General features: G+C 40.3%; 21 protein-coding genes, 1 tRNA gene, 2 rRNA genes, 1 other RNA gene and 1 other annotated feature. Of the genes, 8 read left to right on the top strand and 17 right to left on the bottom strand.

Annotated elements, in window-relative coordinates:
• Positions 1–40 precede the first annotated feature (40 nt).
• The 5 genes from MKY27_RS00165 to ffs form a co-directional block, all read right to left on the bottom strand.
• Positions 41–256: a YaaL family protein gene (locus MKY27_RS00165; RefSeq protein WP_339174635.1), complete on the bottom strand. Its 216-nt coding sequence runs from the start codon at positions 254–256 to the stop codon at positions 41–43.
• Between the two features lie 16 nt (positions 257–272).
• The gene (gene recR / locus MKY27_RS00160; RefSeq protein ID WP_079523431.1) at positions 273–869 is read right to left on the bottom strand and encodes a recombination mediator RecR; all 597 of its coding nucleotides are present in this window, start codon (positions 867–869) and stop codon (positions 273–275) included.
• Positions 870–939: 70 nt separating this feature from the next.
• Complete coding sequence (locus tag MKY27_RS00155; RefSeq protein WP_339174634.1) at positions 940–1,254, bottom strand: YbaB/EbfC family nucleoid-associated protein; 315 nt, start codon at positions 1,252–1,254, stop codon at positions 940–942.
• A 25-nt stretch (positions 1,255–1,279) separates the two neighbouring features.
• Positions 1,280–3,031, bottom strand: coding sequence for a DNA polymerase III subunit gamma/tau (gene dnaX / locus MKY27_RS00150; protein WP_339196769.1), 1,752 nt, complete (start codon positions 3,029–3,031; stop codon positions 1,280–1,282).
• A gap of 223 nt (positions 3,032–3,254) precedes the next feature.
• Positions 3,255–3,522: signal recognition particle sRNA large type (gene ffs / locus MKY27_RS00145), an RNA gene on the bottom strand.
• Positions 3,523–3,680: 158 nt separating this feature from the next.
• Between ffs and MKY27_RS00140 the strand changes: the two genes are divergently transcribed.
• The 4 genes from MKY27_RS00140 to MKY27_RS00125 all read left to right on the top strand — a co-directional run bounded on the left by MKY27_RS00140 (position 3,681) and on the right by MKY27_RS00125 (position 7,429).
• Positions 3,681–3,773: transfer RNA gene (locus MKY27_RS00140), tRNA-Ser, on the top strand.
• A gap of 165 nt (positions 3,774–3,938) precedes the next feature.
• Positions 3,939–5,201 carry an ATP-binding protein gene (locus MKY27_RS00135; RefSeq protein ID WP_339196767.1) on the top strand — a complete coding sequence of 421 codons (1,263 nt, stop codon included), beginning with the start codon at positions 3,939–3,941 and terminating at the stop codon, positions 5,199–5,201.
• Entirely contained in the window at positions 5,201–6,079 is an 879-nt protein-coding gene (locus MKY27_RS00130; RefSeq protein WP_339196765.1) for a response regulator, read from the top strand. The genes MKY27_RS00135 and MKY27_RS00130 overlap by 1 nt, the downstream gene beginning before the upstream one ends.
• Positions 6,080–6,160: 81 nt before the next feature.
• On the top strand, positions 6,161–7,429 hold the full coding sequence (locus MKY27_RS00125) for a cation:dicarboxylase symporter family transporter (protein ID WP_339199563.1): 1,269 nt from the start codon (positions 6,161–6,163) through the stop codon (positions 7,427–7,429).
• A 45-nt stretch (positions 7,430–7,474) separates the two neighbouring features.
• Here MKY27_RS00125 and MKY27_RS00120 read toward each other — a convergent pair whose 3' ends face one another.
• Positions 7,475–8,095 (bottom strand): RraA family protein, encoded by a 621-nt coding sequence (locus MKY27_RS00120; protein ID WP_339196764.1) that lies wholly within the window; start codon positions 8,093–8,095, stop codon positions 7,475–7,477.
• A 153-nt stretch (positions 8,096–8,248) separates the two neighbouring features.
• Here MKY27_RS00120 and MKY27_RS00115 point away from each other — a divergent pair, with 153 nt between their 5' ends.
• Entirely contained in the window at positions 8,249–8,626 is a 378-nt protein-coding gene (locus MKY27_RS00115; RefSeq protein WP_339196763.1) for a sodium:proton antiporter, read from the top strand.
• 44 nt (positions 8,627–8,670) lie between these two features.
• Here the strand turns inward: MKY27_RS00115 and MKY27_RS00110 are convergent, their stop codons facing one another.
• From MKY27_RS00110 to MKY27_RS00100, 3 genes are all read right to left on the bottom strand, one after another.
• Positions 8,671–9,339 (bottom strand): deoxynucleoside kinase, encoded by a 669-nt coding sequence (locus MKY27_RS00110; RefSeq protein WP_339174622.1) that lies wholly within the window; start codon positions 9,337–9,339, stop codon positions 8,671–8,673.
• The gene (locus MKY27_RS00105; protein WP_339196761.1) at positions 9,336–9,974 is read right to left on the bottom strand and encodes a deoxynucleoside kinase; all 639 of its coding nucleotides are present in this window, start codon (positions 9,972–9,974) and stop codon (positions 9,336–9,338) included. Before MKY27_RS00105 ends, MKY27_RS00110 begins: the two co-directional genes overlap by 4 nt.
• 112 nt (positions 9,975–10,086) lie before the next feature.
• Complete coding sequence (locus MKY27_RS00100; protein ID WP_339196758.1) at positions 10,087–10,899, bottom strand: hypothetical protein; 813 nt, start codon at positions 10,897–10,899, stop codon at positions 10,087–10,089.
• A 103-nt stretch (positions 10,900–11,002) separates the two neighbouring features.
• On the opposite strand from MKY27_RS00100, the gene tadA reads away from it, so the two are divergent.
• Both tadA and MKY27_RS00090 read left to right on the top strand, forming a co-directional pair.
• Positions 11,003–11,506 (top strand): tRNA adenosine(34) deaminase TadA, encoded by a 504-nt coding sequence (gene tadA / locus MKY27_RS00095; protein ID WP_339196755.1) that lies wholly within the window; start codon positions 11,003–11,005, stop codon positions 11,504–11,506.
• A gap of 10 nt (positions 11,507–11,516) precedes the next feature.
• Positions 11,517–12,209: a YwaF family protein gene (locus MKY27_RS00090; protein ID WP_339196753.1), complete on the top strand. Its 693-nt coding sequence runs from the start codon at positions 11,517–11,519 to the stop codon at positions 12,207–12,209.
• A 99-nt stretch (positions 12,210–12,308) separates the two neighbouring features.
• Here the strand turns inward: MKY27_RS00090 and MKY27_RS00085 are convergent, their stop codons facing one another.
• The 3 genes from MKY27_RS00085 to serS form a co-directional block, all read right to left on the bottom strand.
• The gene (locus MKY27_RS00085; RefSeq protein ID WP_339196750.1) at positions 12,309–13,166 is read right to left on the bottom strand and encodes a hydroxymethylglutaryl-CoA lyase; all 858 of its coding nucleotides are present in this window, start codon (positions 13,164–13,166) and stop codon (positions 12,309–12,311) included.
• Positions 13,167–13,256: 90 nt separating this feature from the next.
• The gene (locus MKY27_RS00080) at positions 13,257–13,688 is read right to left on the bottom strand and encodes a GNAT family N-acetyltransferase (RefSeq protein WP_339196748.1); all 432 of its coding nucleotides are present in this window, start codon (positions 13,686–13,688) and stop codon (positions 13,257–13,259) included.
• Between the two features lie 60 nt (positions 13,689–13,748).
• The gene (gene serS, locus MKY27_RS00075; protein ID WP_339196746.1) at positions 13,749–15,041 is read right to left on the bottom strand and encodes a serine--tRNA ligase; all 1,293 of its coding nucleotides are present in this window, start codon (positions 15,039–15,041) and stop codon (positions 13,749–13,751) included.
• 97 nt (positions 15,042–15,138) lie between these two features.
• Positions 15,139–15,352 (bottom strand) — a binding site (T-box leader).
• A gap of 155 nt (positions 15,353–15,507) precedes the next feature.
• Between serS and MKY27_RS00070 the strand changes: the two genes are divergently transcribed.
• The gene (locus MKY27_RS00070) at positions 15,508–16,905 is read left to right on the top strand and encodes a PLP-dependent aminotransferase family protein (RefSeq protein ID WP_339196743.1); all 1,398 of its coding nucleotides are present in this window, start codon (positions 15,508–15,510) and stop codon (positions 16,903–16,905) included.
• Positions 16,906–16,932: 27 nt separating this feature from the next.
• Here the strand turns inward: MKY27_RS00070 and asnB are convergent, their stop codons facing one another.
• The 5 genes from asnB to MKY27_RS00045 form a co-directional block, all read right to left on the bottom strand.
• Positions 16,933–18,759, bottom strand: a complete 1,827-nt coding sequence (asnB, locus tag MKY27_RS00065; protein ID WP_339196742.1) for an asparagine synthase (glutamine-hydrolyzing) — start codon at positions 18,757–18,759, stop codon at positions 16,933–16,935.
• Positions 18,760–18,886: 127 nt separating this feature from the next.
• Positions 18,887–20,224, bottom strand: coding sequence for a D-alanyl-D-alanine carboxypeptidase family protein (locus tag MKY27_RS00060; protein WP_339174595.1), 1,338 nt, complete (start codon positions 20,222–20,224; stop codon positions 18,887–18,889).
• Positions 20,225–20,358: 134 nt separating this feature from the next.
• Positions 20,359–21,825 carry an IMP dehydrogenase gene (gene guaB, locus MKY27_RS00055; RefSeq protein WP_339196740.1) on the bottom strand — a complete coding sequence of 489 codons (1,467 nt, stop codon included), beginning with the start codon at positions 21,823–21,825 and terminating at the stop codon, positions 20,359–20,361.
• Positions 21,826–22,014: 189 nt separating this feature from the next.
• A 5S ribosomal RNA gene (rrf, locus tag MKY27_RS00050) occupies positions 22,015–22,130 on the bottom strand.
• A gap of 187 nt (positions 22,131–22,317) precedes the next feature.
• Positions 22,318–25,246, bottom strand: a 23S ribosomal RNA gene (locus MKY27_RS00045).
• Positions 25,247–25,289 lie beyond the last annotated feature (43 nt).

The following is a 25,289-nucleotide window of genomic DNA, read 5'->3' as shown; positions in this document are numbered from 1 at the left end:
GGTAACATATGCAACTGCTTCGCTTCTTATTTCTAAAAGATTATTTAATTAATACACGACGTACACGCGCTTCTTTATATAAGTAATAATGTATGCTTTCGGCTTTTTTTCGTTCGGCAATTACACTTAAGTTATAATCGTCGGTCAATCCTTCAATTACCTTCGCACTTTGTAAAGCTTCTTTTGTCTCTTTAATAGAAGAAACTAGTTTCTCATCGAATTCTTTTTTGAGTTTCCCTTTTCGAGAAAATAACATGGGGCTTCCTCCTATATTACAGCTCGCGACGACCTTCCAGCGCTTTTGATAATGTTACTTCATCTGCATATTCTAAATCTCCGCCAACAGGTAATCCATGTGCAATACGTGTAGTGCGAATACCTGATGGTTTAACAAGGCGGGAAATATACATCGCTGTCGCTTCCCCTTCTATTGTCGGGTTCGTCGCTAAAATTAACTCTTGTACACGCTCATCATGCAAGCGCCCCAATAAAGAAGCTACATTAATATCTTCAGGCCCTATACCGTCCATCGGTGAAATTGCACCGTGTAACACATGATAAAGACCTTGGTAATCACGCATTTTTTCCATAGCTATTACATCTTTCGGATCCTGTACAACACAAATTGTTGATACATCACGTTGTTTATCTGAACAAATATGACAAGGGTCGATATCTGTTATATGACCACATTGAGAGCAATAAAGTAGGTTACGTTTTGCGTCAACAAGTGCTTTCGCAAATGTCGATACAGTATCTTCTTTCATTGTTAATACGTGAAATGCCAGTCGAGCAGCTGTTTTCGGACCAATGCCCGGCAATTTCATGAAGCTGTCTATTAATCGAGATATCGGTTCTGGATAATGCATTCTGTTCCCCCTTCTTTAAAAAGGCACATCCCAATATTTGAGATGTGCGCTACGTTCTACTTGATTCAACTTAGAAAGGAAGGTTCATTCCTTGTGTGAATTTACCCATTGTAGAATTCGTTGTCTCTTCAACTTTTTTCAATGCTTCGTTTGTTGCAATAACCATTAAATCTTGAAGCATTTCAATATCTTCCGGATCTACTACAGACTCATCTAAATTTACTTCAAGCATTTGACGTTGGCCGTTCATTACTACCTTTACCATACCGCCGCCTGCTGCACCTTCAAATACCTGTGCATTTAAAGCCTCTTGTGCTTCCATCATTTCTTTTTGCATTTTTTGCATTTTTTTCATCATGCCTTGCATATTACCCATACCACGCATCTTTTTTCCTCCTTAAAATGTGTATTTATTCTTCGATAACCTCAACAAAGTCTTTTCCAAAACGCTTTTCGGCTTCTGTAATGAGCGGATCTTGCGCTTCCATTACTTGAACATCGTCAAGGAAAGGGGGCTCTTCATTTAAATCCTCCACCGGATTCACTTCATCCGATGGCGATTTTTTTTGATTTAAGCCATTTTCATTTATAAAGTTTTCACGCAAACGAATCCAAGCCGGTTCCGGTATACATAAAAGCTCATATTGAATCCCTATTTCCGAAGCGATCTGCTGTGTAAACAATGAAACAAGTGCATTGTTGTCAGCTACCATTTGACAATGTATATCATACTTGAATTTTATCACAAAAGCACTTGCATTTGCGGCTACAGGCTCTGCATCCGCCAATAAAGCTGCATGTGATTTTTGCAAGCTTGCCAAACCACCTGCCCAAGCAGATTTCACTTTTTGCAGATCAGGTTTCGTTGCAGTCTTTAATACTTCCTGAATACGGCCTGTCGGAGCATTATATTGATTTCCTTGTGGACGTACACGCTGGCGGGACTGTTCCTTTTGTTGAACCGGTGCGCCCCCTCCACCATTTTGAAGCTGTTGAGTCAGTTGACCTAATCGGCTTTCAAGTGAGGCTACCTTACCTTCAATAGCCGGATCGACTGCTGCCGTCACTTGCGGTGATGCTTTATATTGAGCCATTTTTAAAAGGGCCGTTTCTAAATATATTTTCGTATGGTGCGAAAAGCGCATTTCTTGCTGGGTTTTCGCCAAAATATCGATAAAACCGTAAAGTGTATTAGCTTCAAACTGAGCCGCTAATGATAAAAACTTTTCTTCCGGTGAAATAAACTCCAATAATTCCTCTAACGTACCGTCTGTCTTTAATAGAAGCAGATCTCGGAAGAACGTAATAAAATCTTCCGCAAGGCGTAATGGTTCTTTCCCGTCAGCAATTAAATTTTCGACACTGCCTAATACTTGGGCAACATCCTTTTCCTGCAGGGAAATCGCAATATCATAAAATGCATCCTGGCTTACAGAACCTGTTACAAGAAGCACATCGTCCAATTGAACGTGTTCATTACTAAATGAAACAACCTGATCAAGTAAGCTTAATGCATCACGCATACCCCCTGCTGCAGCTTGGGCGATTGCCTTTAATGCCTGCTCATCATAACCCATACCGATATCTTCTAATACAACCTTCATACGCTCTACTATATCTATAGAAGAAAGTCGTTTAAAATCAAATCGCTGACAACGGGAAATAATTGTTGCTGGTAGTTTATGAGGCTCTGTTGTCGCCAAAATAAATACCGCATGCTCAGGTGGCTCTTCAAGTGTTTTTAATAATGCATTGAATGCGCTCGTAGAAAGCATATGCACCTCATCTATAATGTACACTTTAAAACGTGCATTAGCCGGGGCAAAACGGACTTTTTCAATAATATCGCGCATTTCTTCCACTCTGGAATTGGAAGCGGCATCAAATTCTATTACATCTGTATGTGAACCTTCAGTAATACTTATACATGTAGGGCATTCATTGCATGGCTCACTTGCCGGGGCGTTTTCACAGTTCAATGCTTTCGCGAAAATTTTTGCAGTACTCGTTTTCCCTGTTCCTCGAGGACCGGAAAATAGATAGGCATGTGTTGTCTTGCTTGCGAGGAGAGCATTTTGAAGGGTCCTCTTTACATGTGTCTGACCTGACATTTCTCTGAATGACTGGGGTCTATAAACACGATAAAACGCTTGATATGTCAACCTTTCCCCTCTCCCTTCCATTTAAAAATACATATATTCAGTATAGCATAAAGTAAGTATAAACACTTTTGAAATGAGACGAATAATATATCTGTGAAATCTGTCAGAAACTACTTAATTCATCCCCTATTGAAAGCACTTTGGCCGAAGATAATCTCTTTTTTTCATATAAAAAACGCACCCACCAATAAATGATGGATGCGTTTGAAATGGTAATTTAATACCGTGCACCTTTCTTCGACTGCCGCACATAAGCGTTACTCTTGTCGCCAGCTCGGGTTAGGCTACCCCGCGGCACATAAGTGATACCACTTAATGCTGCTTCCTTCCGGACCTGACATGGTTCATGGGTACTTATTGCGCAGGACCCAACCGTCAACACTACGTGCAAAAGGCAGACCAAACAATACGGACAGCCTCAGAAAAGGAATTCAATCTTGCTAGAGCGGATTGCAAGTTACAGGGCACCGCTACCTCCCCATCTAGCACGGCAAGTATTAGTATACTAAGCAAGCTATTAAATTGCAATGAATTGCTTTAATTAATTTTTTCCAACCCGAAAATTTTAGAGATTTTTTATCCAAATTTTATTGACGCGAAACGCATTACATGGTAAATTAATCTTTGTCGAAAAGACATCTAATATTTTGGAGGTATACCCAAGTCTGGCTGAAGGGATCGGTCTTGAAAACCGACAGGCGGGTAACACCGCGCGGGGGTTCGAATCCCTCTACCTCCTCCATTTTTGAACTTTCATCCGCTACTTAGTTGAGCGGGTTTTTTTATATCTAAATTCACTTTTAAGTACTATTTCTACTCGTTGGAAATAGTACTTTTTTGTATTTATAGACAACTTTCTTGTACAATTAAGTACTATGTCATGTTTGTAAAGGGCGGTATATCAAAATTGGAATCAACACAGCCACATATTAAAACAACTAAACTTTTTCTATTTATGCTACTTGTCGGCTTATTGACGGCTATTGGCGGCGAAATTAAAATAATACCTTTTGAGGAAGGGCCTTTTCGCTTCGGTTTAGGCAGCATTATTTTCTTTTTCGCTTTACTGATCCGTCCATTACCGATTGTATCTACTGGTTTATTGACCGCACTAATCGTCATTGTCGGTCGTTCGTTTCTGGATATTTTTATTTATGGACAAAGCTTCATTACTCAAATTATTGAACATTTGCCGGCAGGCGCCTTTTATATAGTGTTTGCCCTATGTTTTAAGTTAATCCCGCTGGACGAGTTAAAAAAACAACCGCTTATGCTCGGTTTATTGGCAACAGCATCCGAAGTAATCTCCAACACGATCGAACATATATTAACGGACATTCTGCTTGTTTCTGATCAGGAAACACTTACTTCCTTTTTATTGTTCATTCTCGTTGGATTACTGCGCAGTTATTTTGTTGTTGGCATTTACAGCATGATTACGATGTCGGAACAGAAGAAACAGCTGAAACAGCTCATGACGATTCACTCGGAACTATATGTAGAAGCATTGTATCTTCAAAAAACGATGACCCAAATCGAGCAGCTTACAGCAAACAGTTACCAGCTTTATAAAAAGCTAAAATCTAATGAAGCACAGCTAGCTTCCGATGCTTTACATATTGCCCAGGAAATTCATGAAGTAAAAAAAGATAATGAACGCATTCATGCCGGGATTTCTAAAATTACGTCGAGAAATTACCCGTCTAATTTTCTATTGACTGATTTACTAAGCTTTATTGTGGAGGCAAATGAAAATTATGCAGCCTATTTAAATAAATCAATTTCCTTTACACTGATTTGTCCAAATGATTTTCAAACAAAAAATCATATAGCGCTATTTGCTATTTTGAATAATTTAATGGCTAACGCTGTGGAGGCAATTGAAGAGAGCGGATTTATTACATTGAATGTTGCAGTTGAACAGGATACGATTTCTTTTATTGTAGAAGATAATGGAGTTGGTATTGATGCAGCACTCATACCAATCATTTTTGATCCAGGTTATACATCCAAGTTTAACGAACAAGGCCAGGGTTCTACAGGAATCGGTCTTTCCCATACAAAAACAATTGTTGAAAATCTTAAAGGGAATATTCACGTAACGAGCAATACATCGACTTGTTTTGTTGTGCAAATTCCTATAAAAAGTATTCAAAAGGAGAATTACTAATGCGCTATTTTATAGTAGATGATGACCGGGCAAGCCGTATGATGCTCAGTAATATTATTAACGACTGTGAACTCGGAGCTGTTATTGGAGAGGCCAAAAACGGTCTGGATGCCATTCCACAAATTTTGATGATGCAGCCGGAGTTTGTATTAATTGACTTACTTATGCCGCAGTTGGATGGAATTGAGACAATTGAACGCCTTCAACAAAATGGATTTAAAGGTCAGTTTATTATGATCTCACAAGTTGTTAATAAAGAAATGGTCGCTGAAGGCTATTCAAAAGGAATTGAATTTTTTATTCATAAGCCTATTAATAAGGTCGAAGTACAAATGGTATTAAAACGGACAACTGAGCAATACTTATTAAGAAATTCTTTGCAAGTTATTCGTCAGTCCCTGACAAACTTTGATATTACGGATGTGACACATACAAAGAAGACGGCACGGGAACATATTCAGTCGATCTTAAATGATATGGGCATTGTCGCTGAAGTCGGAAGTGAAGATATTATTAAAATTATTGAACAGCTATTAATCGAAAAGCATAAAATTGCGCCGCTTCCTCCGTTGAAAGAAGTATATGAACGTGTAGCTATGCTGACGAAAAATACACCGGACGATATTTTAAAAGAAAGTAAGGCGATTGAACAACGTGTACGCCGAACGATATTAGCTGCAATGATTAACTTGGCGAACTTAGGGATTGTCGATTATACAAACTCTGAATTTGAATATTATACCCCACGCTATTTTGACTTGACGGACATCCGTCACTTAATGAATCAAATAGAGAAAAATGAGCAACGTAAAGCAAAAGTGAACATAAAAAAATTCATTCAAGTTTTATATTCAGAAATAATTAGTAAAGTGGATTAGTCGGTTTTTGTCGGATTTTGTATGTATCTAATAAAATTAGTTTTAGGCTAGTCCTGAATCTGATTTTTTAGGAGGAACTATATTTTGAAAAAGTTTAAAATTAGTTTAGCCGCGCAAATTTTAATCGGTCTTGTACTCGGTGTTATCGTGGGTGCTGTGTTCTTTGGTAATGCAACTGCACAGTCTTACTTACAGCCCCTTGGCGATATTTTCTTAAACTTAATTAAGATGATCGTAGTACCGATTATTATTTCGACACTGATCGTTGGTGTTGCCGGAACTGGTGATATGAAACAATTGGGTCGTCTTGGCGGTAAAACACTTATTTACTTCGAAGTTATTACAACAGTTGCGATTGTTGTTGGTTTATTAGCAGCTAACCTATTCCAACCAGGTGCTGGTATTGATATGAATGCATTAGAGAAATCTGATATTTCTTCATATGTAGAAACAACGGAAGCTGAAGAGGACAAAGGAACTTTCCAAATTATTGTAGATGTCGTTCCTAAAAACATTGTAAATGCAATGGCAGAAGGCGATATGCTTGCGATTATTTTCTTCTCTGTAATTTTCGGTTTAGGTGTAGCAGCAATTGGCGAACGCGGAAAACCAGTGCTTGCATTCTTCCAAGGAACGGCAGACGCCATGTTCTGGGTTACAAACTTAGTAATGAAATTCGCACCGATCGGGGTCTTTGCACTTATTGGTGTAACCGTTTCCAAATTTGGTGTAGAATCCCTTATTCCATTAGGAAAACTGGCGATTTTAGTTTATGCCACAATGATTTTCTTTGTAATCGTTATTTTAGGTATTACAGCCCGTATATTCGGCATTAATATCTTCAAATTAATTCGTATGATCAAGGACGAGCTTTTACTGGCATTCTCTACTTCTTCATCAGAGACAGTATTACCTCGTATTATGTTAAAAACAGAAAAAATGGGTGCACCGAAAGATATCGTATCATTCGTAATCCCGACAGGTTATTCATTCAACTTAGACGGTTCTACTCTTTACCAGGCTATTGCAGCGATTTTCATTGCGCAAATGTACGGTATTGACCTTTCAATTATGGAACAGATTACATTAATGCTTGTATTGATGGTAACATCTAAAGGTATTGCAGGTGTTCCAGGGGTATCTTTCGTAGTACTTCTTGCAACATTGGGTTCTGTAGGTATTCCACTTGAAGGTTTAGCATTTATTGCAGGTATTGACCGTATTTTAGATATGGCTCGTACAGCTGTAAACGTAGTAGGTAACACATTGGCAGCACTTGTTATGGCGAAATGGGAAAAACGTTTCGACGAGAAGCAATTTGCTGAATACCAAGCTGCGAACTTAAAATAAAATTAGAAAATGGCGTAGTGAACGATAACTTCACTACGCCATTTTTTATTTCACTACTTTTGCTAAATAAGCGCGGATTGATGCTTCCCCATTATGTAATGCTTCATGTGCCCGCTCATCGTCTTTTGCCACTTTTGCTTCTGCTGCTTCAATAATCTGCTCAATGTCCTTCTGAGGGATAATAACGACCCCGTCACTGTCACCAATTACATAATCGCCTGTTTGAACAGCAACATTTCCTACAGATACGGCTATGCCAACTGTCCCGCCACCGTGTTTATTGCCTGCTGCCACTGTTGTACCTAATGCAAATACCGGAAAATCAATTTCTTTTGCAGCTGCTATATCGCGAATAACCCCGTCCACGACAAATCCTTGTACACCGACACCTTGCGCAAGCTGCATAACAAAATCCCCTGCTACAGCACGATTCGTATTGCCTTTAGCATCAATGACTAAAATTTCCCCTTTTCCAGCCTGACTGATTGCTTCTAATACCGCACCATTTTCCCCGTCCGGCAAGCGGACCGTTCTTGCTTGTCCAGCAATTTTAAAGTGTTCGGCAAGCGGTTTAATTGCGGATGCTACATTCGTATGTCCCCCTGTTGCATCGGAAATTGCTGTCGTCGGTAATGCCCGTAAGCGATCTACCATCGATAAAGTCATATTCCCATCCCCTTTTCGCTATAATATTACAAACCGTAAAAATTTGTAATTACTTCAAGCATAAACGATGTAACTTTTCCTTCGCAATATTTTTTAAAGTCGTTACAAATATACTTATATTGGGAATACTATTAATAAAAGGAGGGAACTATATTGAACAACTCGCTCATTGAGACGGTAACGGATGAAAGCGGGAAGAAAACCTATAAGATGAAGACCTTCGATATACAAGTTACGGCCCGGCTGACAGGCGGTCTTGCCCCTACGATCACATATATGCATCAAGAGAAAGATGTGACAGATGATATACGTGCGATTCGCTTTCATTTTGAAAACCCGGCATCATATATCGAAAACTATGCTTCTTTCCAAAGAATGCTTTATGAAAGAGAACAGCGCGCAGTGAATGAGCTCTACGAATCCATCAGTATGAAACCTAAAAATATGACGACTGGTAAACAGGTTTTATGGAGCTTCTTTGTCTTTGTGCTGATCATGACCCCTATTTTTATTATCGTTTGGACAAAATAAAAAAGACTGATTTCCGCTACCATACAGAAATCAGTCCTTTTTTATTATTTTCGTAAATGGCTTGTTTGTTCAAGCATATAACCGATACGTGCTACGACATCCTCAACTTGTGCAGGATTTTTCATTAAATCGTAATCGTTAATATCAATACGCAGTACCGGACATGCATTGAAATTGTTAATCCAGTCTTCATAGCGTCCGTGCATTTCTTCCCAGTACGAATGAGGTGTTTGCTGTTCCATCTCGCGTCCACGTTCATGGATACGTCCAATCACATCATCAATTGGCCCTTCCAAATATACAAGTAAATCCGGATGCGGGAAATATGGTGTCATAACCATTGCATCAAACAGATTTGTATATGTTTCATAATCTGTCGGTGTCATTGTACCTTTGTCATAATGCATCTTCGCAAAAATGCCTGTATCTTCGTAAATAGAACGGTCCTGTATAAAGCCCCCGCCATATTCAAAAATACGCTTCTGTTCTTTAAAACGTTCAGCAAGGAAATATACTTGCAAATGGAAGCTCCACTTTTCAAAATCATCATAAAATTTATCTAAATAAGGGTTTGTATCAACCTTTTCATATGAGGTACGGAAGTTTAAGCTATGTGATAACGCTTTTGTCATTGTTGATTTTCCGACACCGACTGTTCCTGCAATAGTAATCACTGCATTAGCAGGAATATTGTACTTCTCTCTTAAGTTCATTTCTGATGCAAACTCCTTTGTTGTAACTTTTCTTCTACTAATCGTAGTACGTACTGTAAATCTTCTTCATTTTTCACAAAATCAAGCTCATCTCCATTTAATGAGATGACAGGAATTTCTGGATGCATCTTTTCAAAATGTCCGATAAATTGATGATAATCGCTTGAAAGTTGTTCCATATATTCACGTGAAATGTTCTTTTCCATTTCACGGCCGCGCATCGCGATCCGTTTCATTAATGTGTCTAAGCTTGCATGTAAATAAATGACCATATTTGGCTTTGGCATATCAGCAGTTAAAATTCGGTAGATCGACTCGTACTTTTCATACTCTGTCGGCTTCAAAGTACGCTTTGCAAAGATCAAATTTTTAAATATATGATAATCAGCCACTACTGGCCCTTGTGCTCCAAGAATTTCATGAATATCAGATAATTGTTTATAGCGATTGCACAGGAAAAACATTTCCGTTTGGAAGCTCCATTCACTAATATCTTCATAGAACTTACCTAGAAATGGATTTTCATCTACAATCTCTTTTAATAAATGATAGTCAAACGTTTGTGATACGGCCTTAGATAATGAGGTCTTCCCAACACCAATCGGACCTTCTACTGTTATAAATGGCACAGACATTAGAAGTGCTCCTTCTCTTTTTATAGTCAATGCTTTTAATTTTATCACAACGTTCTTTAGACAACAAAGTAAACTATTCCATTTTACCGAATTCGTGACTAGCCAATTTCTACTAATCAAATTGTGCCAGCGCTTGCTCCTGTAATTTGAATAACTTTTCACGCTGCTCATCATAATCAGCATTTATTTTTTCTTGCTGGGTAAATACCATTTCCTGAAGAGACTGTTCTTTTTCCATAAAATTTTGTTCGATTTGCTCATAGTTTTTCTCTGTTTTTTCGGATAAATCCTGCAATGCCTCGAATAACTGATCATCCAGCTGGCTTTGTGAAGCTGCCTCATTGTCGATGAGGGTTTCGATGGCCTCATCACGCCTTTGTTCAAGCCCGTGGCATCTCTCTTCAAACAGCTGCTCAGCATCATCAAACTGCTGATTATATTTTATCAAAATGTCTGTTAGCTCCTGATGTAAATTATCGATTGCCCGTTCCATTGCATCTGTCAGGCCTGAAGCGTATGTAAATTGTGATAGTAGCTTTTGTTGCTCGTTAGTGTAGGTTTGAAACTTTCTGCGTTCTTCTGCTTGTTTTTGCTCAAGAAGTTCAATCTTATTGACTTGATAGTTTTTCTTTTCTTCTTCAAAAGCGTTTTTAAAGTTATCCAATATAACTTTTCTTTTGTTGGCGAATAACATTTCAATTTTCTCGATTGCTTGATCGCGATTTTGTTTAAGTTTGTTTTCTTCCTGTTCATGCTGCAGTACAATGGCAGCCTTTTGCTGTTCATATTGCTTCTTCAATGTAAGAGCTACTTGCTGCTCATTTTTTTCAATCATCAACAATTTCTGCTCATACTCAATATCTAGATCAGCCAATGCTGTTTCAAAATAATTATTTGCTTCTTCCAAGGTTTGAAATGATTTCATTGCTGTTCTCCTTCAAACTTTTCCTCCATCATAGCATGATTTATTTCTTATCGCCCAACTATTCAATGGCATGCTAAACTAGGATTTAAGGAGTGATAGATGAATGCTCGAAAATAAAGATCACCATTACATGCAGGAAGCATTGGTAGAAGCGAAAAAAGCTGCGGCCCTTGGAGAAGTACCGATCGGCGCAGTTATTGTATATAAAGATGAAATAATTGCACGTGCACATAATTTACGTGAAACAACCCAAAATGCACTGACACATGCGGAAAGCATGGCCATTCAGGAAGCATGCCGTAAAATAGGCAGCTGGCGTTTAGAAGAGACTACTTTATACGTTACACTTGAACCTTGCCCGATGTGTGCAGGAGCCATTTTGCAGTCACGCGTACCACGGGTTGTTTACGGTGCACGTGATATAAAGGCGGGCTGTGTCGACTCATTATACCGTCTGCTCAATGACCCTCGATTCAATCATGAATGTAATGTAAAAGAAGGTGTGATGGCGGAAGAGTGCGGACAAATTTTAACGGACTTTTTCAAAGCGCTTCGCGACCGGAAAAAAGCAGAGAAATTAGCGAGAAAACAACAATCTGAAAAGTAAGGTGTGTGGGATGAACGGATTTTCCATTTTTGATTCGATTCATATAATGTGGCTTATTTTTATTGCCGGTTTTTTAGTTATTTCGTTATATTTTTATCGTGATTCTTCTCAAGAAAAGCAACATCTTTTTCAAAAGCAGGTGTTCTGGCTGCTGCTATGTTTAGAAGTAGCAAAACAACTTTATTTACTCGTAACAAACCAATATTCCTATTGGAGTCCCCCGCTCCATTTGTGCGGTTTTGGCATTTTCATTATTGGCTGGCATGCCTATTTTCCAACTCGTACAACTGCTACATTACTATTCACGCTTACATTACCTGGAGCTGCGATTGCCCTTTTATTCCCCGGATGGACAATTGATCCGGTAGGCGGCTTTTTACATTTTCACAGCTTCGTCTTTCATGCACTGCTTGTTATTTTTGTGTTCGTACTAACTTTCACAAATCAGCTTCAGACAGCCTTTTCCGATATTTGGCGTGCTATATTATTTTTAGCTATAACTGTACCGCCCATATACGTGTATAATGCACGCTTTCAGACGAACTTTATGTTTTTGAATAAGCCGGTGAGGGGAACACCGCTGCAATGGCTCTATGATGCATTTGGTGCTTCTGGTTATTTGGTAAGCTTGACACTTGTGATCTTTATATTATGGATGATGCTATATTTACCCCACACAATAAGAAAAAGACGAGAGTTGTAGATAGATGCTGCATCCTCTCGTCTTTTTTAATTTATAAGTCCCATATAATAGTAGTCTAAATAGTTTAATAATCCTCACAATGTATTCAGAAAGCCCTTACTAGTTTTCTATAATAGTTTTCGCAAAATGCGCTGCTTCTTTTAAAGCATCTTGCTTTATATTCGTTCCAACATTCATTTCCTCCAATAATTGCACGACTTTTTCTGTGGAGACATTTCCTGTTGCACCAGGTGAAAAAGGACAGCCGCCCAGTCCGGCTATTGAACTATCAAACTTTTCAATTCCTGCTTGTATCGCCGCTAAAATATTCACATAGGCAAAGCCATTCGTATCATGGAAATGTCCTACAAATTGTGTGTGCGGGAAATCTTTCCTAAGCTGCGAAAACCGCTCGTAAACAAGTTTCGGATTAGCTTGCCCATTTGTATCCCCTATTGAGATTTCATCGGCTCCGTGTGTCACAAAATGGCTGACAACACGCTTTACTTGATCATAATGAACCTCCCCTTCATATGGACAGCTAAAGCACATCGATACATAGCCCCGAATAAAAAGACGATGCTTTTTGGCAAGCTGAAAAACTTCGGTACATTCAGCAAGTGACTGCTCAATAGTACGGTTAATGTTTTTTTTATTGAATGTTTCACTCGCTCCGACAAAGACGGCAATTTGCGGCACACCTGCATCAATAGCGTGCTGCAGTGCTTTTACATTTGGTGTCAACGCTATAAACTTCATACCAAGCTCTCTGCAAAATGTCGCAATTTCTGCGGCATCTGCCATTTGCGGTACAACTTTTGGATGTACAAATGATGCAGTTTCAATTCGATTGAATCCTGCTAAGGAAAGTTTTTTAATGAGCGTTTTTTTACTTTCTGTCGGAACAAAAGTTTCCTCATTTTGCAGCCCATCCCGCGGTCCTACCTCAATGATTTCCACGTGCTTTGGAAAATACATGTACTTCACCCCTAATTTAAAAAATCTGCGAAAATGCAATTATTTTCTAGAATATAACAAATTATAATAAGGAAGTAAATGTATCTTCCTTTATAGTTGCTTTTCAAATACAATTTTATGTTGACCTTTGTCATCAATAAATGTATTTACAATTTGAAAGCCTGACTTTAAATTAACAATTAACATCGCCTTTTTTTCATTGCGACCATATGTACGTACTCGTGTGTAGCCATGTTCTTTACACCAGTGATGCTGCATTTCCATACAGTTCGCAGCAATGCCTTGCTTTTGATAATCAGGATGTACACCTCCAAGCCAGCTATAAAAAACACCATCTGGATGCTCATACCCAAGCTTAAACCCGGCTACACGTGCTTCATCAACTGCTAAAATAACGAGTAAATTGGGCTTCTTTTGCAGTTTTTGTTCATTGAATACACTTCCGTCGAAAACCGCTTTATGTACTTCATGAAAACTTGCCTTATACTTTTCCGGAATCATTTTAAATAAGAAATAATCCATAATACCCTCCAAGTTTTAAAAAACACCAACCTGCAATAAACAAGTTGGTGTAAAAAAATTCTATTTCGCAGTAATGACTTCTACGCCACCCATATATGGACGTAACACTTCAGGAATAACAACAGAACCGTCTTCTTGTTGGTAGTTTTCCAGAATTGCTGCTACTGTACGACCAATTGCCAGACCTGAACCGTTTAACGTGTGAACGAATTCCGGTTTTGCTCCTGCTTCACGACGGAAACGGATATTGGCACGACGCGCTTGGAAATCTTCGAAGTTTGAACATGAAGAAATTTCGCGGTACATGTTTTGCGCAGGAATCCATACTTCTAAATCGTATTTCTTCGCAGCTGTGAAACCTAAATCTGCTGTACACATTTTTAATTTGCGGTATGGTAAACCTAATAGTTGTAACACTTTTTCAGCATGACCAGTTAAAATTTCAAGTTGTTCATAAGATTCTTCCGGTTTAACAAAGCGCACTAATTCTACTTTGTTGAACTGGTGCTGACGGATCAATCCACGTGTATCACGACCTGCAGATCCTGCTTCTGAACGGAAGTTAGCACTGAATGCAGAGAAAGCCTGCGGAAGCATATCTGCTGATAAAATTTCATCACGGTAGTAGTTTGTTACCGGAACTTCAGCAGTTGGAATCAAGTAATAATCCATTTCATCTTCTTCACGAACTAATTTAAATACATCTTCTTCAAACTTCGGTAATTGGCCTGTACCTGTCAGTGAATCGCGGTTAACGATTTGCGGTGGCAGCATTTCTGTATAGCCATGCTCATCTGAATGAAGGTCCATCATGAAGTTCAGTAAAGCACGCTCTAAACGTGCACCTAAACCTTTATAGAATAAGAAGCGGCTTCCCGTAACTTTAGCTCCGCGCTCAAAATCCACGATATCTAAATCTTTTGCAATATCCCAGTGTGCCTTTGTTTCAAAATCAAACGCCGGTACATCGCCCCAAGTGTATTCTTCCACATTATCATCTTCTTCTGTGCCAACAGGTACTGATTCATGAGGGATATTCGGCAAACGCATCATCATATTTTTAAATTCATCTTCAATTGCGTTTAATTCAGCATCCAATGCTTTAATTTCATCGCCTACTTCACGCATACGTGCAATCACTTCTGTTGCATCTTCTTTGTTGCGCTTCATAACAGAAATTTGTTCAGACACTTTATTGCGCTCTGCTTTCAGTACTTCTGTTTTAGCGATTAATTCACGACGCTTTGTATCTAAGTTTTCAAAGTTATCGAGATTCCCTAAATCCTCATTACGTGTAAGAAGCATACGTTTTACTTCTTCAAAATTGTCGCGGACGCGTTTAATATCTAACATAATTTTTTCCTCCTAGAATTTATGAAATGATGATCTTGAGCACTTTAACGCATTAATGTATTAGCGGAATAAATACAAAAAAGCCCTCAATCCCTATGAAAGGGACGAGAGCTACCCGCGTTGCCACCCTAATTGAATAGAAAAATCTATTCCTCTTAACAATTAACGACTTTGGTAAGCCGGCTTCCACCTACTATTATTTCGGGAAAAGCATCTCAAGGACGGATTCACAAGTGTTTTTATCAGCTTCCACCGACCGCTGACTCTCTAAAAAAAACGTGCTTGCTACTACTTCCTATCATCGAATTCATTTATAAATTTAACCATACTGTACTATAAAACCATATACATTTGCAAGTTCCTATGAAAACGTTCACTAATTTTTTACATCATGCTATACTTTTCTGACACTATCAACATTAGTTAAATTTGAAATTTCAATAAGGTTACATAAGGAGGAAGTAAAGTGCTTTTCTTTCAGCTTAATAAGGACCATACGATTCCACTATATGAACAACTGTATATCGGCATAAAAAATGCAATTACCAACAACCAGCTCGCTGTTGGTGTACGTCTCCCTTCTAAAAGAGAACTTGCAGATTTCTTCAATATAAGCCAAACTACCGTCGAACTTGCATATTCGCAGCTGTTGGCGGAAGGCTATATTATGTCAAAACCGCGTGTCGGTTATTTTGTTGAAGAGATCGATTCATTGCCTTACCGCCAAAGTGAAACAGCGAACAATGAAATAAAAAAAACAGCGAAAACTAAAGAATATAAAATTGATTTCTCTTCTGCAAAAATTGATGAGGAAGCTTTTCCTTTTACAATATGGAGAAAATACGCAAAAGACGTGCTCGATAGGCCGTTCAAACATTTACTTCAGACAGGAGAACGCCAAGGTGAGCTTGCATTGCGTATTGAAATTGCAAACTATTTACACCAATCACGTGGCATCGAATGCCAGCCAGAGCAAATCGTCATTGGATCCGGTACTGAGCAGTTACTGCCCATGATTTTAAAAATTTTAGATGCTGATTCTAAGCTTGCCTTTGAAAATCCAGGCTATTCACCTATTCCCCGTCATCAATTAGGGCAACTCGCCATTCCGATTTCTGTTGATACAGATGGTATTGTAGTGGAGGAATTACAGAAATCAAATGCAAATGTCGTTTACATTACACCTTCACATCAATTCCCGACAGGTGCGGTTCTTTCAGCCAACCGTCGCACACAATTATTAAATTGGGCTGCTAAAACACCGGACCGCTTTATAATCGAAGATGATTACGACAGCGAATTTCGCTATATTGGAAAGCCCATACCCGCACTCAGAGGGCTTGATGCCAATGACCGGGTCATTTATTTAAGTACTTTTACGAAATCTCTGATGCCATCCTTGCGTGTTGCCTTTTTCGTCTTGCCGCCAACACTTGTTCAGCGCTATCAGGAACATTTTAATTACTATTCTTCTACTGTTCCTCGTTTTGAACAGCATATTTTAGCGAATTTTATGAAGGACGGACACTTTGCCAAACATTTAAATCGGATGCGTAAAATTTACCGTAAAAAACACGATAAATGTATTGAAGTCTTTTCAAATCATTACTCTCAAATAACAATATCCGGAGACGCTGCCGGTACGAACATCCTTGTTGCATTCCGTCATGAGAAATCTGAACGGGAACTGCAACAGATTGCACGTGAACACGGGATTCATATTTTACCGTTATCAAATTATTATTTAACAGAGCAGCATTATTCCAAAAGGACATTTTTATTAGGGTTTGGCAATTTACAGCTTACAGATATTGAGCCGAACATTCATCAGCTAATGGACATTTGGGGAATTTCTAAAAGGTAAAGAGACGTTCCATATAGGAACATCTCTTTATGTTGAAATAATATTAATCCGGTATTGTTCAACCCAATCATGCAATTGTATAAAGTATGCGATGAGTTGCGGTCCTGCCATTAACTGGCCAAACCAAGGTATTTGAAATGATTGACCGTTTGTAGCTAATAATCGCTCTAACTGCTCCTTCTCGAATAATTCATGAAGAACTGAGTGTTTCTGCCGTAAAATTTGCTCCAGCCGGTTATGGACGAGTTCTGTATATTTAGGATGGTACGTTTTCGGATACGGGTTTTTCTTACGTTCCACAACTTCCTTCGGTAAAAGATCCTGAAACGCCTTTCGTAAAATCCCCTTTTCCATGCCGCCGCTGTTTTTCATTTCCCAAGGAATATTCCATACGTATTCAATTATTGTATGATCGGCAAACGGTACACGAACTTCCATACTTGCACCCATTGTCATCCGGTCATTTCTTTCCAATAATGTCTGCATAAAGAACTGGTTATTTAAATAAAACAGCTGCTGGCGTTCCTGCTCTTCTTTAGTCCCTATAAATGAGGGCATCCCCTTTACCGCCTCTTCATAGGTGCTTTGCATAAACTGCGGTAACTGCAGACGTTTTTGCCAATCTGATTTAAATAACTGTTCACGTTCCTTTGTAGAACGAAGCCATGGGAAAATCGTTTCTCTTTTTCCTTCATAAAACCATGGATAACCGCCAAAAACTTCGTCAGCACATTCACCCGACAGCGCTACAGTATGTTCTTTTTTCATTTCTTTGCAGAATAAATAAAATGAGCTATCAATATCGGCCATACTCGGCATGTCTTTTAAGCGCATTGCCTGTTCTAAAGCATCTACTAACTCTTGTTGGGTCAGCGTCACTTGGCGGTGCTTTGTCTGAAATGCCTGTTGCATTTTCCCGATCCAGTATTCATCCTGTGACGTCTGAAATGAGTTTTTCGTGAAGTGATAGTCATTTTCCTCAAATGCTACAGAATAAGTCGACAATGTTTTCTGCTCTTTTGCTAGATGTTGTGCTGCAACCGCCGTAATGATACTTGAATCGAGTCCACCTGAAAGCATTGTGCTTAGCGGTACATCACTTATTAACTGACGAATAATTGCATTTGTTACGAGCTCCCGGACATTTTCAATTGTTTCTGCCTCTGAATGCTCATGTTGTTTACTTTCGATATCCCAGTACTGCCAGCTTTTTCTGAAACCGCTGCGCACCATCATTGCGTATGCGGGCTTAACTTCCTTAATTCCTTTAAATATGGCATGCCCCACAATACGTGATGGACCAAGACTGAATAAAGCAGCAAGTCCTTCTGCATCCACTTCCGCCTTTACAGCAGGATGTGCCAGTATCCCTTTTATTTCTGAGCTGAACAATAGCCCATCCGGAAGCTCATAATAAAACAGCGGCTTTACCCCTAGCCGGTCACGACATAGAAATAACGACTGCTCCTGCTCGTTCCATACCGCAAAAGCAAAGATCCCATTTAAGTACTCCATACAGCGCTCTTTCCATTCAACATATGCCATTAAAATAACTTCCGTATCGGATGTCGTATAAAAGGAATGCCCTAAATTTTTAAGCTGTTCACGCAACTCGTTTGCATTGTAAACTTCCCCATTATATACGATGGTCAAATCGCCTCGAGTCATCGGTTGATTACCTGTCACTAAATCAATGATTGCAAGCCGTTTATGGCCGAGTAAAGCATGTTTGCTTATAAAGTACCCTTCACTATCCGGACCTCGATGTAAAAGCGTCCTCGTCATTTTTTTTATCATTGCTTCTTCATTTACTAAGTGAGTCGAATAATCAATCCAACCAGATATTCCACACATAATTAATCCCTCCATGTATCAATGTATGTTTTGCATGGTTTATCGACAAATTGTCCAATTCGAAAAAATGCTTTTAGACGAAAAAAAAGCTTTTCTACAAGTGATTACTTATAGAAAAGCCCATTCATTATTTAATTAAGTTACCTGCAAATCCAAATACACCATTCCATAAATTACCGAAAAAGCTTCCGATACCTTGGAACATCAATGAGATTTTACCTGCACGTTCTACCGCTTCTGTCGTTACGACATCTGCTGTAATAGGATTGCCGTCAATATAGCCGAAATCCACACCTTCTTTAGGTGCAAGTACAGCCTGGCCTACTACTTGGTCTTTCTCAATTCCTGCTTCAAGTTCTTTCTTGTCCAATGTCAATGTCGGAACGTATGAATCTTTTTCGCTCGTCTTAACCATTACAGAAACCGGTTCTTTTACACCGATTTTGACAGAGTCCTCTTTCCCTTTAATAACAGGGATTGATTTTTGATCTTCAAATACATAGTTACCTGGAAGAAGTTCTACTTTTGAAAATTGACCAAATCCATAATCGAATAACTTCGCTGTCGCATCAAAACGTGCTTTATAAGAGCCAACACCTTTTGAATCCACTGCTTTCATTACTACCGCGATTAAACGTGTATCACCGCGTTTAGCTGTACCTGTAAACGTATGACCGGCAAAATCAGTTGTTCCTGTTTTTAAGCCGTCTACGCCTTCATATTCATAAACAAGACCTGGTAGCATGAAGTTCCAGTTGGACATGCTAATTGCATCCGAAGTTCCTTCACGGAATACTTTCTTCGGAATTTTTGCTGTTTCTAACATGTCAGGATGATCTTTTAATAAGTTGTACGCCAATTTTGCTACAGACCGAGCCGGCATTACGTTTTCATCCTTTTCTCCAGTACCTTCTGGATGCATGCCTTGTAAATCGGCATTATTCAAACCTGTTGCGTTTACAAATTTATAATTTTCCAAGCCAAGTTCTTCTGCTTTTTTATCCATCAATTTCAGGAACTCTTTTTCTGTACCTGCAATTGTTTCAGCAATTGCAATTGTAGCAGCATTTGCAGAATAGATTGCCATTGCTTCATATAACTCTCTAATCGTATACGTACCATCAGCACGTAACGGCACATTACTTAATAAACGGTTTTGGGAAACTTTATATGTATACTCTGATACATTATATTGCTGATCCCATGAAATTGAGCCTTCTTCTATTGCATCAAGTAATAGATACTCTGTCATCATTTTTGTCATACTTGCAATACCTAAAGCAGTCTCTGCATTTTGCTCATATAAAATTTTTCCTGTGTCTGCATCAATTAAAATTGCTGCATCTACCGTTAATCCCAAATCCGTTGCTGCGTTCGTCTTAGCAGGTGTCATCGCCAGCATGCTAAGTATTAAAATCGGGATTAAGACAATGCTTAATACCGTTTGCTTTCTTACCTTCTTCACAAAGCTACCTCCAATTTTTATTCTTGTCTAACGTCATTTTATCATACATAAGTAGTTGTATGTGACCTTCTGTTAATAAAAAAACGTTACTATCTTCAATTTGACGATAGTAACGTTTGAAAGTTTCCTAGTAATTATTGTAAAGAGTAGTTTGGTGATTCCTTCGTAATTTGTACATCATGTGGATGTGATTCACGTAAGCCTGCGCCCGACATTTTAATGAACTGTGATTTTTCACGTAAATGTTCTAAATCCGGTGCACCGCAGTAACCCATTCCGGCACGTACACCACCAACTAATTGGTGAATTGTATCTGCTAAAGGTCCTTTGTATGGTAAACGTCCTTCAATTCCTTCTGGTACAAGCTTTTTCGCATCTTCTTGGAAGTAACGGTCTTTAGAACCTTTTTCCATTGCACCTAGTGAACCCATTCCGCGGTACACTTTAAAGCGACGTCCTTGGAAAATTTCTGTTTCACCTGGAGATTCAGATGTTCCTGCTAATAATGAACCTAGCATTACAGTATGTCCACCTGCAGCTAATGCTTTTACGATATCGCCTGAATACTTGATACCGCCATCCGCAATAATTGTTTTACCTAGTTCACGGGCAACTGATGCTGCATCGTATACAGCTGTAATTTGTGGTACACCAACACCTGCAACAACACGAGTTGTACAAATAGAACCTGGTCCGATTCCTACTTTTACAACATCGGCACCAGCTTCGAATAATGCATGTGTCCCTTCAGCTGTTGCAACATTCCCTGCAATAATATCCAAGTCCGGGTAAGCTGCACGAATGTCTTTAATTGTATTTAAAACGCCTTGAGAATGACCATGTGCTGTATCAATTACAACGATGTCCACTTGCGCTTCGACTAGCTTGGCAATACGCATCATTGTATCTTTAGAAACACCAACTGCTGCTCCTACAACTAAACGGCCATGGCTGTCTTTTGCTGCATTCGGGAATTCGATTACTTTTTCGATATCTTTGATTGTGATTAAGCCAGTTAATTTTCCTGCTTCATCAACAATCGGTAATTTTTCAATTTTATACTGTTGAAGAATTTTTTCAGCATCTTCTAAAGTTGTCCCAACAGGAGCAATGATTAAATCTTCTTTTGTCATTACATCATCAATTTTTAATGAGTAATCTGAAATGAAGCGTAAATCACGGTTAGTAATAATACCAACTAACTTCTGATCTTCCATGTTATTTACAATAGGGACACCTGAAATGCGGTATTTGCCCATTAAATGCTCTGCATCGAAAACTTGATGATCGGGTGTAAGGAAGAAAGGATTTGTAATAACGCCATTTTCAGAACGTTTTACCTTTTCAACTTCTTCTGCTTGTTCATCAATACTCATATTTTTATGGATAATACCAATTCCACCTTGTCGAGCCATAGCAATTGCCATTTTCGATTCGGTTACAGTATCCATTCCTGCAGAGATTAACGGAATGTTTAACTTAATGTTGTCAGTTAGATTTACAGATAAATTAACATCTTTCGGTAACACTTCAGAGTGTCCTGGCACTAATAGTACATCATCAAATGTTAAACCTTCTTTAGCAAATTTTGTTTCCCACATTGTTAAGAATGCCTCCTATTTAGAAAAGAATATTATTGTAAGGTTAACTCCGAGGGACATCACTGTCAAGATTCTTTAAAAAGTAAAATAATTCGGAATATTATATTATTAGTGTTTTTCTTCTTAAAGGAAGAAAATAAGTATTTTATAACAAAAAACCCACTGATTTCTCAGTGGGTTTTTACATGTGCGAAGCGACGTCCTACTCTCACAGGGGGAAGCCCCCAACTACCATCGGCGCTAAAGAGCTTAACTTCCGTGTTCGGTATGGGAACGGGTGTGACCTCTTTGCCATCATCACTTCACTATTACGGCTTCCAATACACGGCGCTATCCTTCGTCAACTTCCTTCGTTCTTTCAGTCACGTACTTGAGTACGCTCCTTCAATCACTCAGTCGTTTCCTCGACTAGCTTGTGTCTTGAAACCCTTGAAAAGAATTTTCATTCTTTCAAAACTGGATAAACGTTTCATTGAGTTTGTGCAATAAAATGTGGTTAAGTCCTCGACCGATTAGTATTCGTCAGCTGCATGCGTCACCGCACTTCCACCTCGAACCTATCTACCTGATCGTCTTTCAGGGGTCTTACTTACTTGCGTAATGGGAAATCTCATCTTGAGGGGGGCTTCATGCTTAGATGCTTTCAGCACTTATCCCGTCCATACATAGCTACCCAGCGATGCCTTTGGCAAGACAACTGGTACACCAGCGGTATGTCCATCCCGGTCCTCTCGTACTAAGGACAGCTCCTCTCAAATTTCCTACGCCCACGACGGATAGGGACCGAACTGTCTCACGACGTTCTGAACCCAGCTCGCGTACCGCTTTAATGGGCGAACAGCCCAACCCTTGGGACCGACTACAGCCCCAGGATGCGATGAGCCGACATCGAGGTGCCAAACCTCCCCGTCGATGTGGACTCTTGGGGGAGATAAGCCTGTTATCCCCGGGGTAGCTTTTATCCGTTGAGCGATGGCCCTTCCATGCGGAACCACCGGATCACTAAGCCCGTCTTTCGACCCTGCTCGACTTGTAGGTCTCGCAGTCAAGCTCCCTTATGCCTTTACACTCTACGAATGATTTCCAACCATTCTGAGGGAACCTTTGGGCGCCTCCGTTACTCTTTAGGAGGCGACCGCCCCAGTCAAACTGTCCGCCTGACACTGTCTCCTACCCCGCTAAGGGGCATGGGTTAGAAGTTCAATACAACCAGGGTAGTATCCCACCGACGCCTCCTTCGAAGCTGGCGCTCCGAGATCTCTGGCTCCTACCTATCCTGTACAAGTTGTACCAAAATTCAATATCAGGCTACAGTAAAGCTCCACGGGGTCTTTCCGTCCTGTCGCGGGTAACCTGCATCTTCACAGGTACTATAATTTCACCGAGTCTCTCGTTGAGACAGTGCCCAGATCGTTACGCCTTTCGTGCGGGTCGGAACTTACCCGACAAGGAATTTCGCTACCTTAGGACCGTTATAGTTACGGCCGCCGTTTACTGGGGCTTCAATTCACAGCTTCGCTTGCGCTAACCGCTCCTCTTAACCTTCCAGCACCGGGCAGGCGTCAGCCCCTATACGTCACCTTACGGTTTTGCAGAGACCTGTGTTTTTGCTAAACAGTCGCCTGGGCCTATTCACTGCGGCTTCTCTAGGCTATGCACCCAAAGAAGCACCCCTTCTCCCGAAGTTACGGGGTCATTTTGCCGAGTTCCTTAACGAGAGTTCTCTCGCACACCTTAGGATTCTCTCCTCGACTACCTGTGTCGGTTTGCGGTACGGGCACCTCTCACCTCGATAGAGGCTTTTCTTGGCAGTGTGAAATCAGGAACTTCGCTCATACGAGCTCGTCATCACAGCTCAACGTTAAAGTATGCGGATTTGCCTACATACACGCCTTACTGCTTGAACACGCGCAACCAACGGCGTGCTTACCCTATCCTACTGCGTCCCCCCATTTCTCAAACGGTGAGGAGGTGGTACAGGAATATCAACCTGTTGTCCATCGCCTACGCCTATCGGCCTCGGCTTAGGTCCCGACTAACCCTGAGCGGACGAGCCTTCCTCAGGAAACCTTAGTCATACGGTGCATGGGATTCTCACCCATGTTTCGCTACTCATACCGGCATTCTCACTTCTAACCGCTCCACCAGTCCTTCCGGTCTGACTTCAACGCTGTTAGAACGCTCTCCTACCACGCATACTCAAAGTATGCATCCACAGCTTCGGTGAATCGTTTAGCCCCGATACATTTTCGGCGCAGCGTCACTCGACCAGTGAGCTATTACGCACTCTTTAAATGATGGCTGCTTCTAAGCCAACATCCTGGTTGTCTAAGCAACGCCACATCCTTTTCCACTTAACGATTACTTGGGGACCTTAGCTGGTGGTCTGGGCTGTTTCCCTCTTGACTACGGATCTTATCACTCGCAGTCTGACTCCCGTGTATAAATATCCGGCATTCGGAGTTTGTCTGAATTCGGTAAAGCGAGATGCCCCCCTAGTCCAAACAGTGCTCTACCTCCGGTATTCTCAATCACGAGGCTAGCCCTAAAGCTATTTCGGAGAGAACCAGCTATCTCCAGGTTCGATTGGAATTTCTCCGCTACCCACACCTCATCCCCGCACTTTTCAACGTGCGTGGGTTCGGGCCTCCAGTGAGTGTTACCTCACCTTCACCCTGGACATGGGTAGATCACCTGGTTTCGGGTCTACGACCACGTACTAATTCGCCCTATTCAGACTCGCTTTCGCTGCGGCTCCGTCTTCTCAACTTAACCTCGCACGTAATCGTAACTCGCCGGTTCATTCTACAAAAGGCACGCTATCACCCATTAACGGGCTCTAACTACTTGTAGGCACACGGTTTCAGGATCTATTTCACTCCCCTTCCGGGGTGCTTTTCACCTTTCCCTCACGGTACTGGTTCACTATCGGTCACTAGGTAGTATTTAGCCTTGGGAGATGGTCCTCCCGGATTCCGACGGAATTTCACGTGTTCCGCCGTACTCAGGATCCACTCTGGAGGGAATGAACTTTTGACTACAGGGCTTTTACCTCGTTTCGCGGACCTTTCCAAGTCGCTTCGTCTAGTTCATTCTTTTGTAACTCCGTATAGAGTGTCCTACAACCCCAAAGAGCAAGCTCTTTGGTTTGGGCTCTTCCCGTTTCGCTCGCCGCTACTCAGGGAATCGAATTTTCTTTCTGTTCCTGCAGGTACTTAGATGTTTCAGTTCTCTGCGTCTGTCTTCGACACGCTATGAATTCACGTGAAGATACTATCCGATTAAAGATAGTGGGTTCCCCCATTCGGAAATCCCCGGATCAAAGCTTACTTACAGCTCCCCGAGGCATATCGGTGTTAGTGCCGTCCTTCATCGACTCCTAGTGCCAAGGCATCCACCGTGCGCCCTTATTAACTTAACCAAAAGTTAACACTTGGAACGAGTCCAAGATTTAAGTTTACACG

The organism is Solibacillus sp. FSL R5-0449, from assembly GCF_037975215.1.
Lineage (GTDB): Bacteria > Bacillota > Bacilli > Bacillales_A > Planococcaceae > Solibacillus.
The sequence above is the reverse complement of the archived record's forward strand: the minus strand, read 5'-3'. Positions and strand labels throughout refer to the sequence as shown.

What these genes read in the sequence shown, in the direction of transcription:
- serS (WP_339196746.1), bottom strand. Translation starts at nt 15,041, where the DNA reads ATGTTAGATATTAAACGCGTCCGCGACAATTTTGAAGAAGTAAAACGT.
- MKY27_RS00110 (WP_339174622.1), bottom strand. Translation starts at nt 9,339, where the DNA reads ATGAACTTAAGAGAGAAGTACAATATTCCTGCTAATGCAGTGATTACT.
- MKY27_RS00105 (WP_339196761.1), bottom strand. Translation starts at nt 9,974, where the DNA reads ATGTCTGTGCCATTTATAACAGTAGAAGGTCCGATTGGTGTTGGGAAG.
- MKY27_RS00100 (WP_339196758.1), bottom strand. Translation starts at nt 10,899, where the DNA reads ATGAAATCATTTCAAACCTTGGAAGAAGCAAATAATTATTTTGAAACA.
- MKY27_RS00085 (WP_339196750.1), bottom strand. Translation starts at nt 13,166, where the DNA reads ATGTATTTTCCAAAGCACGTGGAAATCATTGAGGTAGGACCGCGGGAT.
- asnB (WP_339196742.1), bottom strand. Translation starts at nt 18,759, where the DNA reads ATGTGTGGAATATCTGGTTGGATTGATTATTCGACTCACTTAGTAAAT.
- tadA (WP_339196755.1), top strand. Translation starts at nt 11,003, where the DNA reads ATGCTCGAAAATAAAGATCACCATTACATGCAGGAAGCATTGGTAGAA.
- MKY27_RS00090 (WP_339196753.1), top strand. Translation starts at nt 11,517, where the DNA reads ATGAACGGATTTTCCATTTTTGATTCGATTCATATAATGTGGCTTATT.
- MKY27_RS00155 (WP_339174634.1), bottom strand. Translation starts at nt 1,254, where the DNA reads ATGCGTGGTATGGGTAATATGCAAGGCATGATGAAAAAAATGCAAAAA.
- MKY27_RS00080 (WP_339196748.1), bottom strand. Translation starts at nt 13,688, where the DNA reads ATGGATTATTTCTTATTTAAAATGATTCCGGAAAAGTATAAGGCAAGT.
- guaB (WP_339196740.1), bottom strand. Translation starts at nt 21,825, where the DNA reads ATGTGGGAAACAAAATTTGCTAAAGAAGGTTTAACATTTGATGATGTA.
- MKY27_RS00130 (WP_339196765.1), top strand. Translation starts at nt 5,201, where the DNA reads ATGCGCTATTTTATAGTAGATGATGACCGGGCAAGCCGTATGATGCTC.
- MKY27_RS00165 (WP_339174635.1), bottom strand. Translation starts at nt 256, where the DNA reads ATGTTATTTTCTCGAAAAGGGAAACTCAAAAAAGAATTCGATGAGAAA.
- MKY27_RS00120 (WP_339196764.1), bottom strand. Translation starts at nt 8,095, where the DNA reads ATGACTTTATCGATGGTAGATCGCTTACGGGCATTACCGACGACAGCA.
- recR (WP_079523431.1), bottom strand. Translation starts at nt 869, where the DNA reads ATGCATTATCCAGAACCGATATCTCGATTAATAGACAGCTTCATGAAA.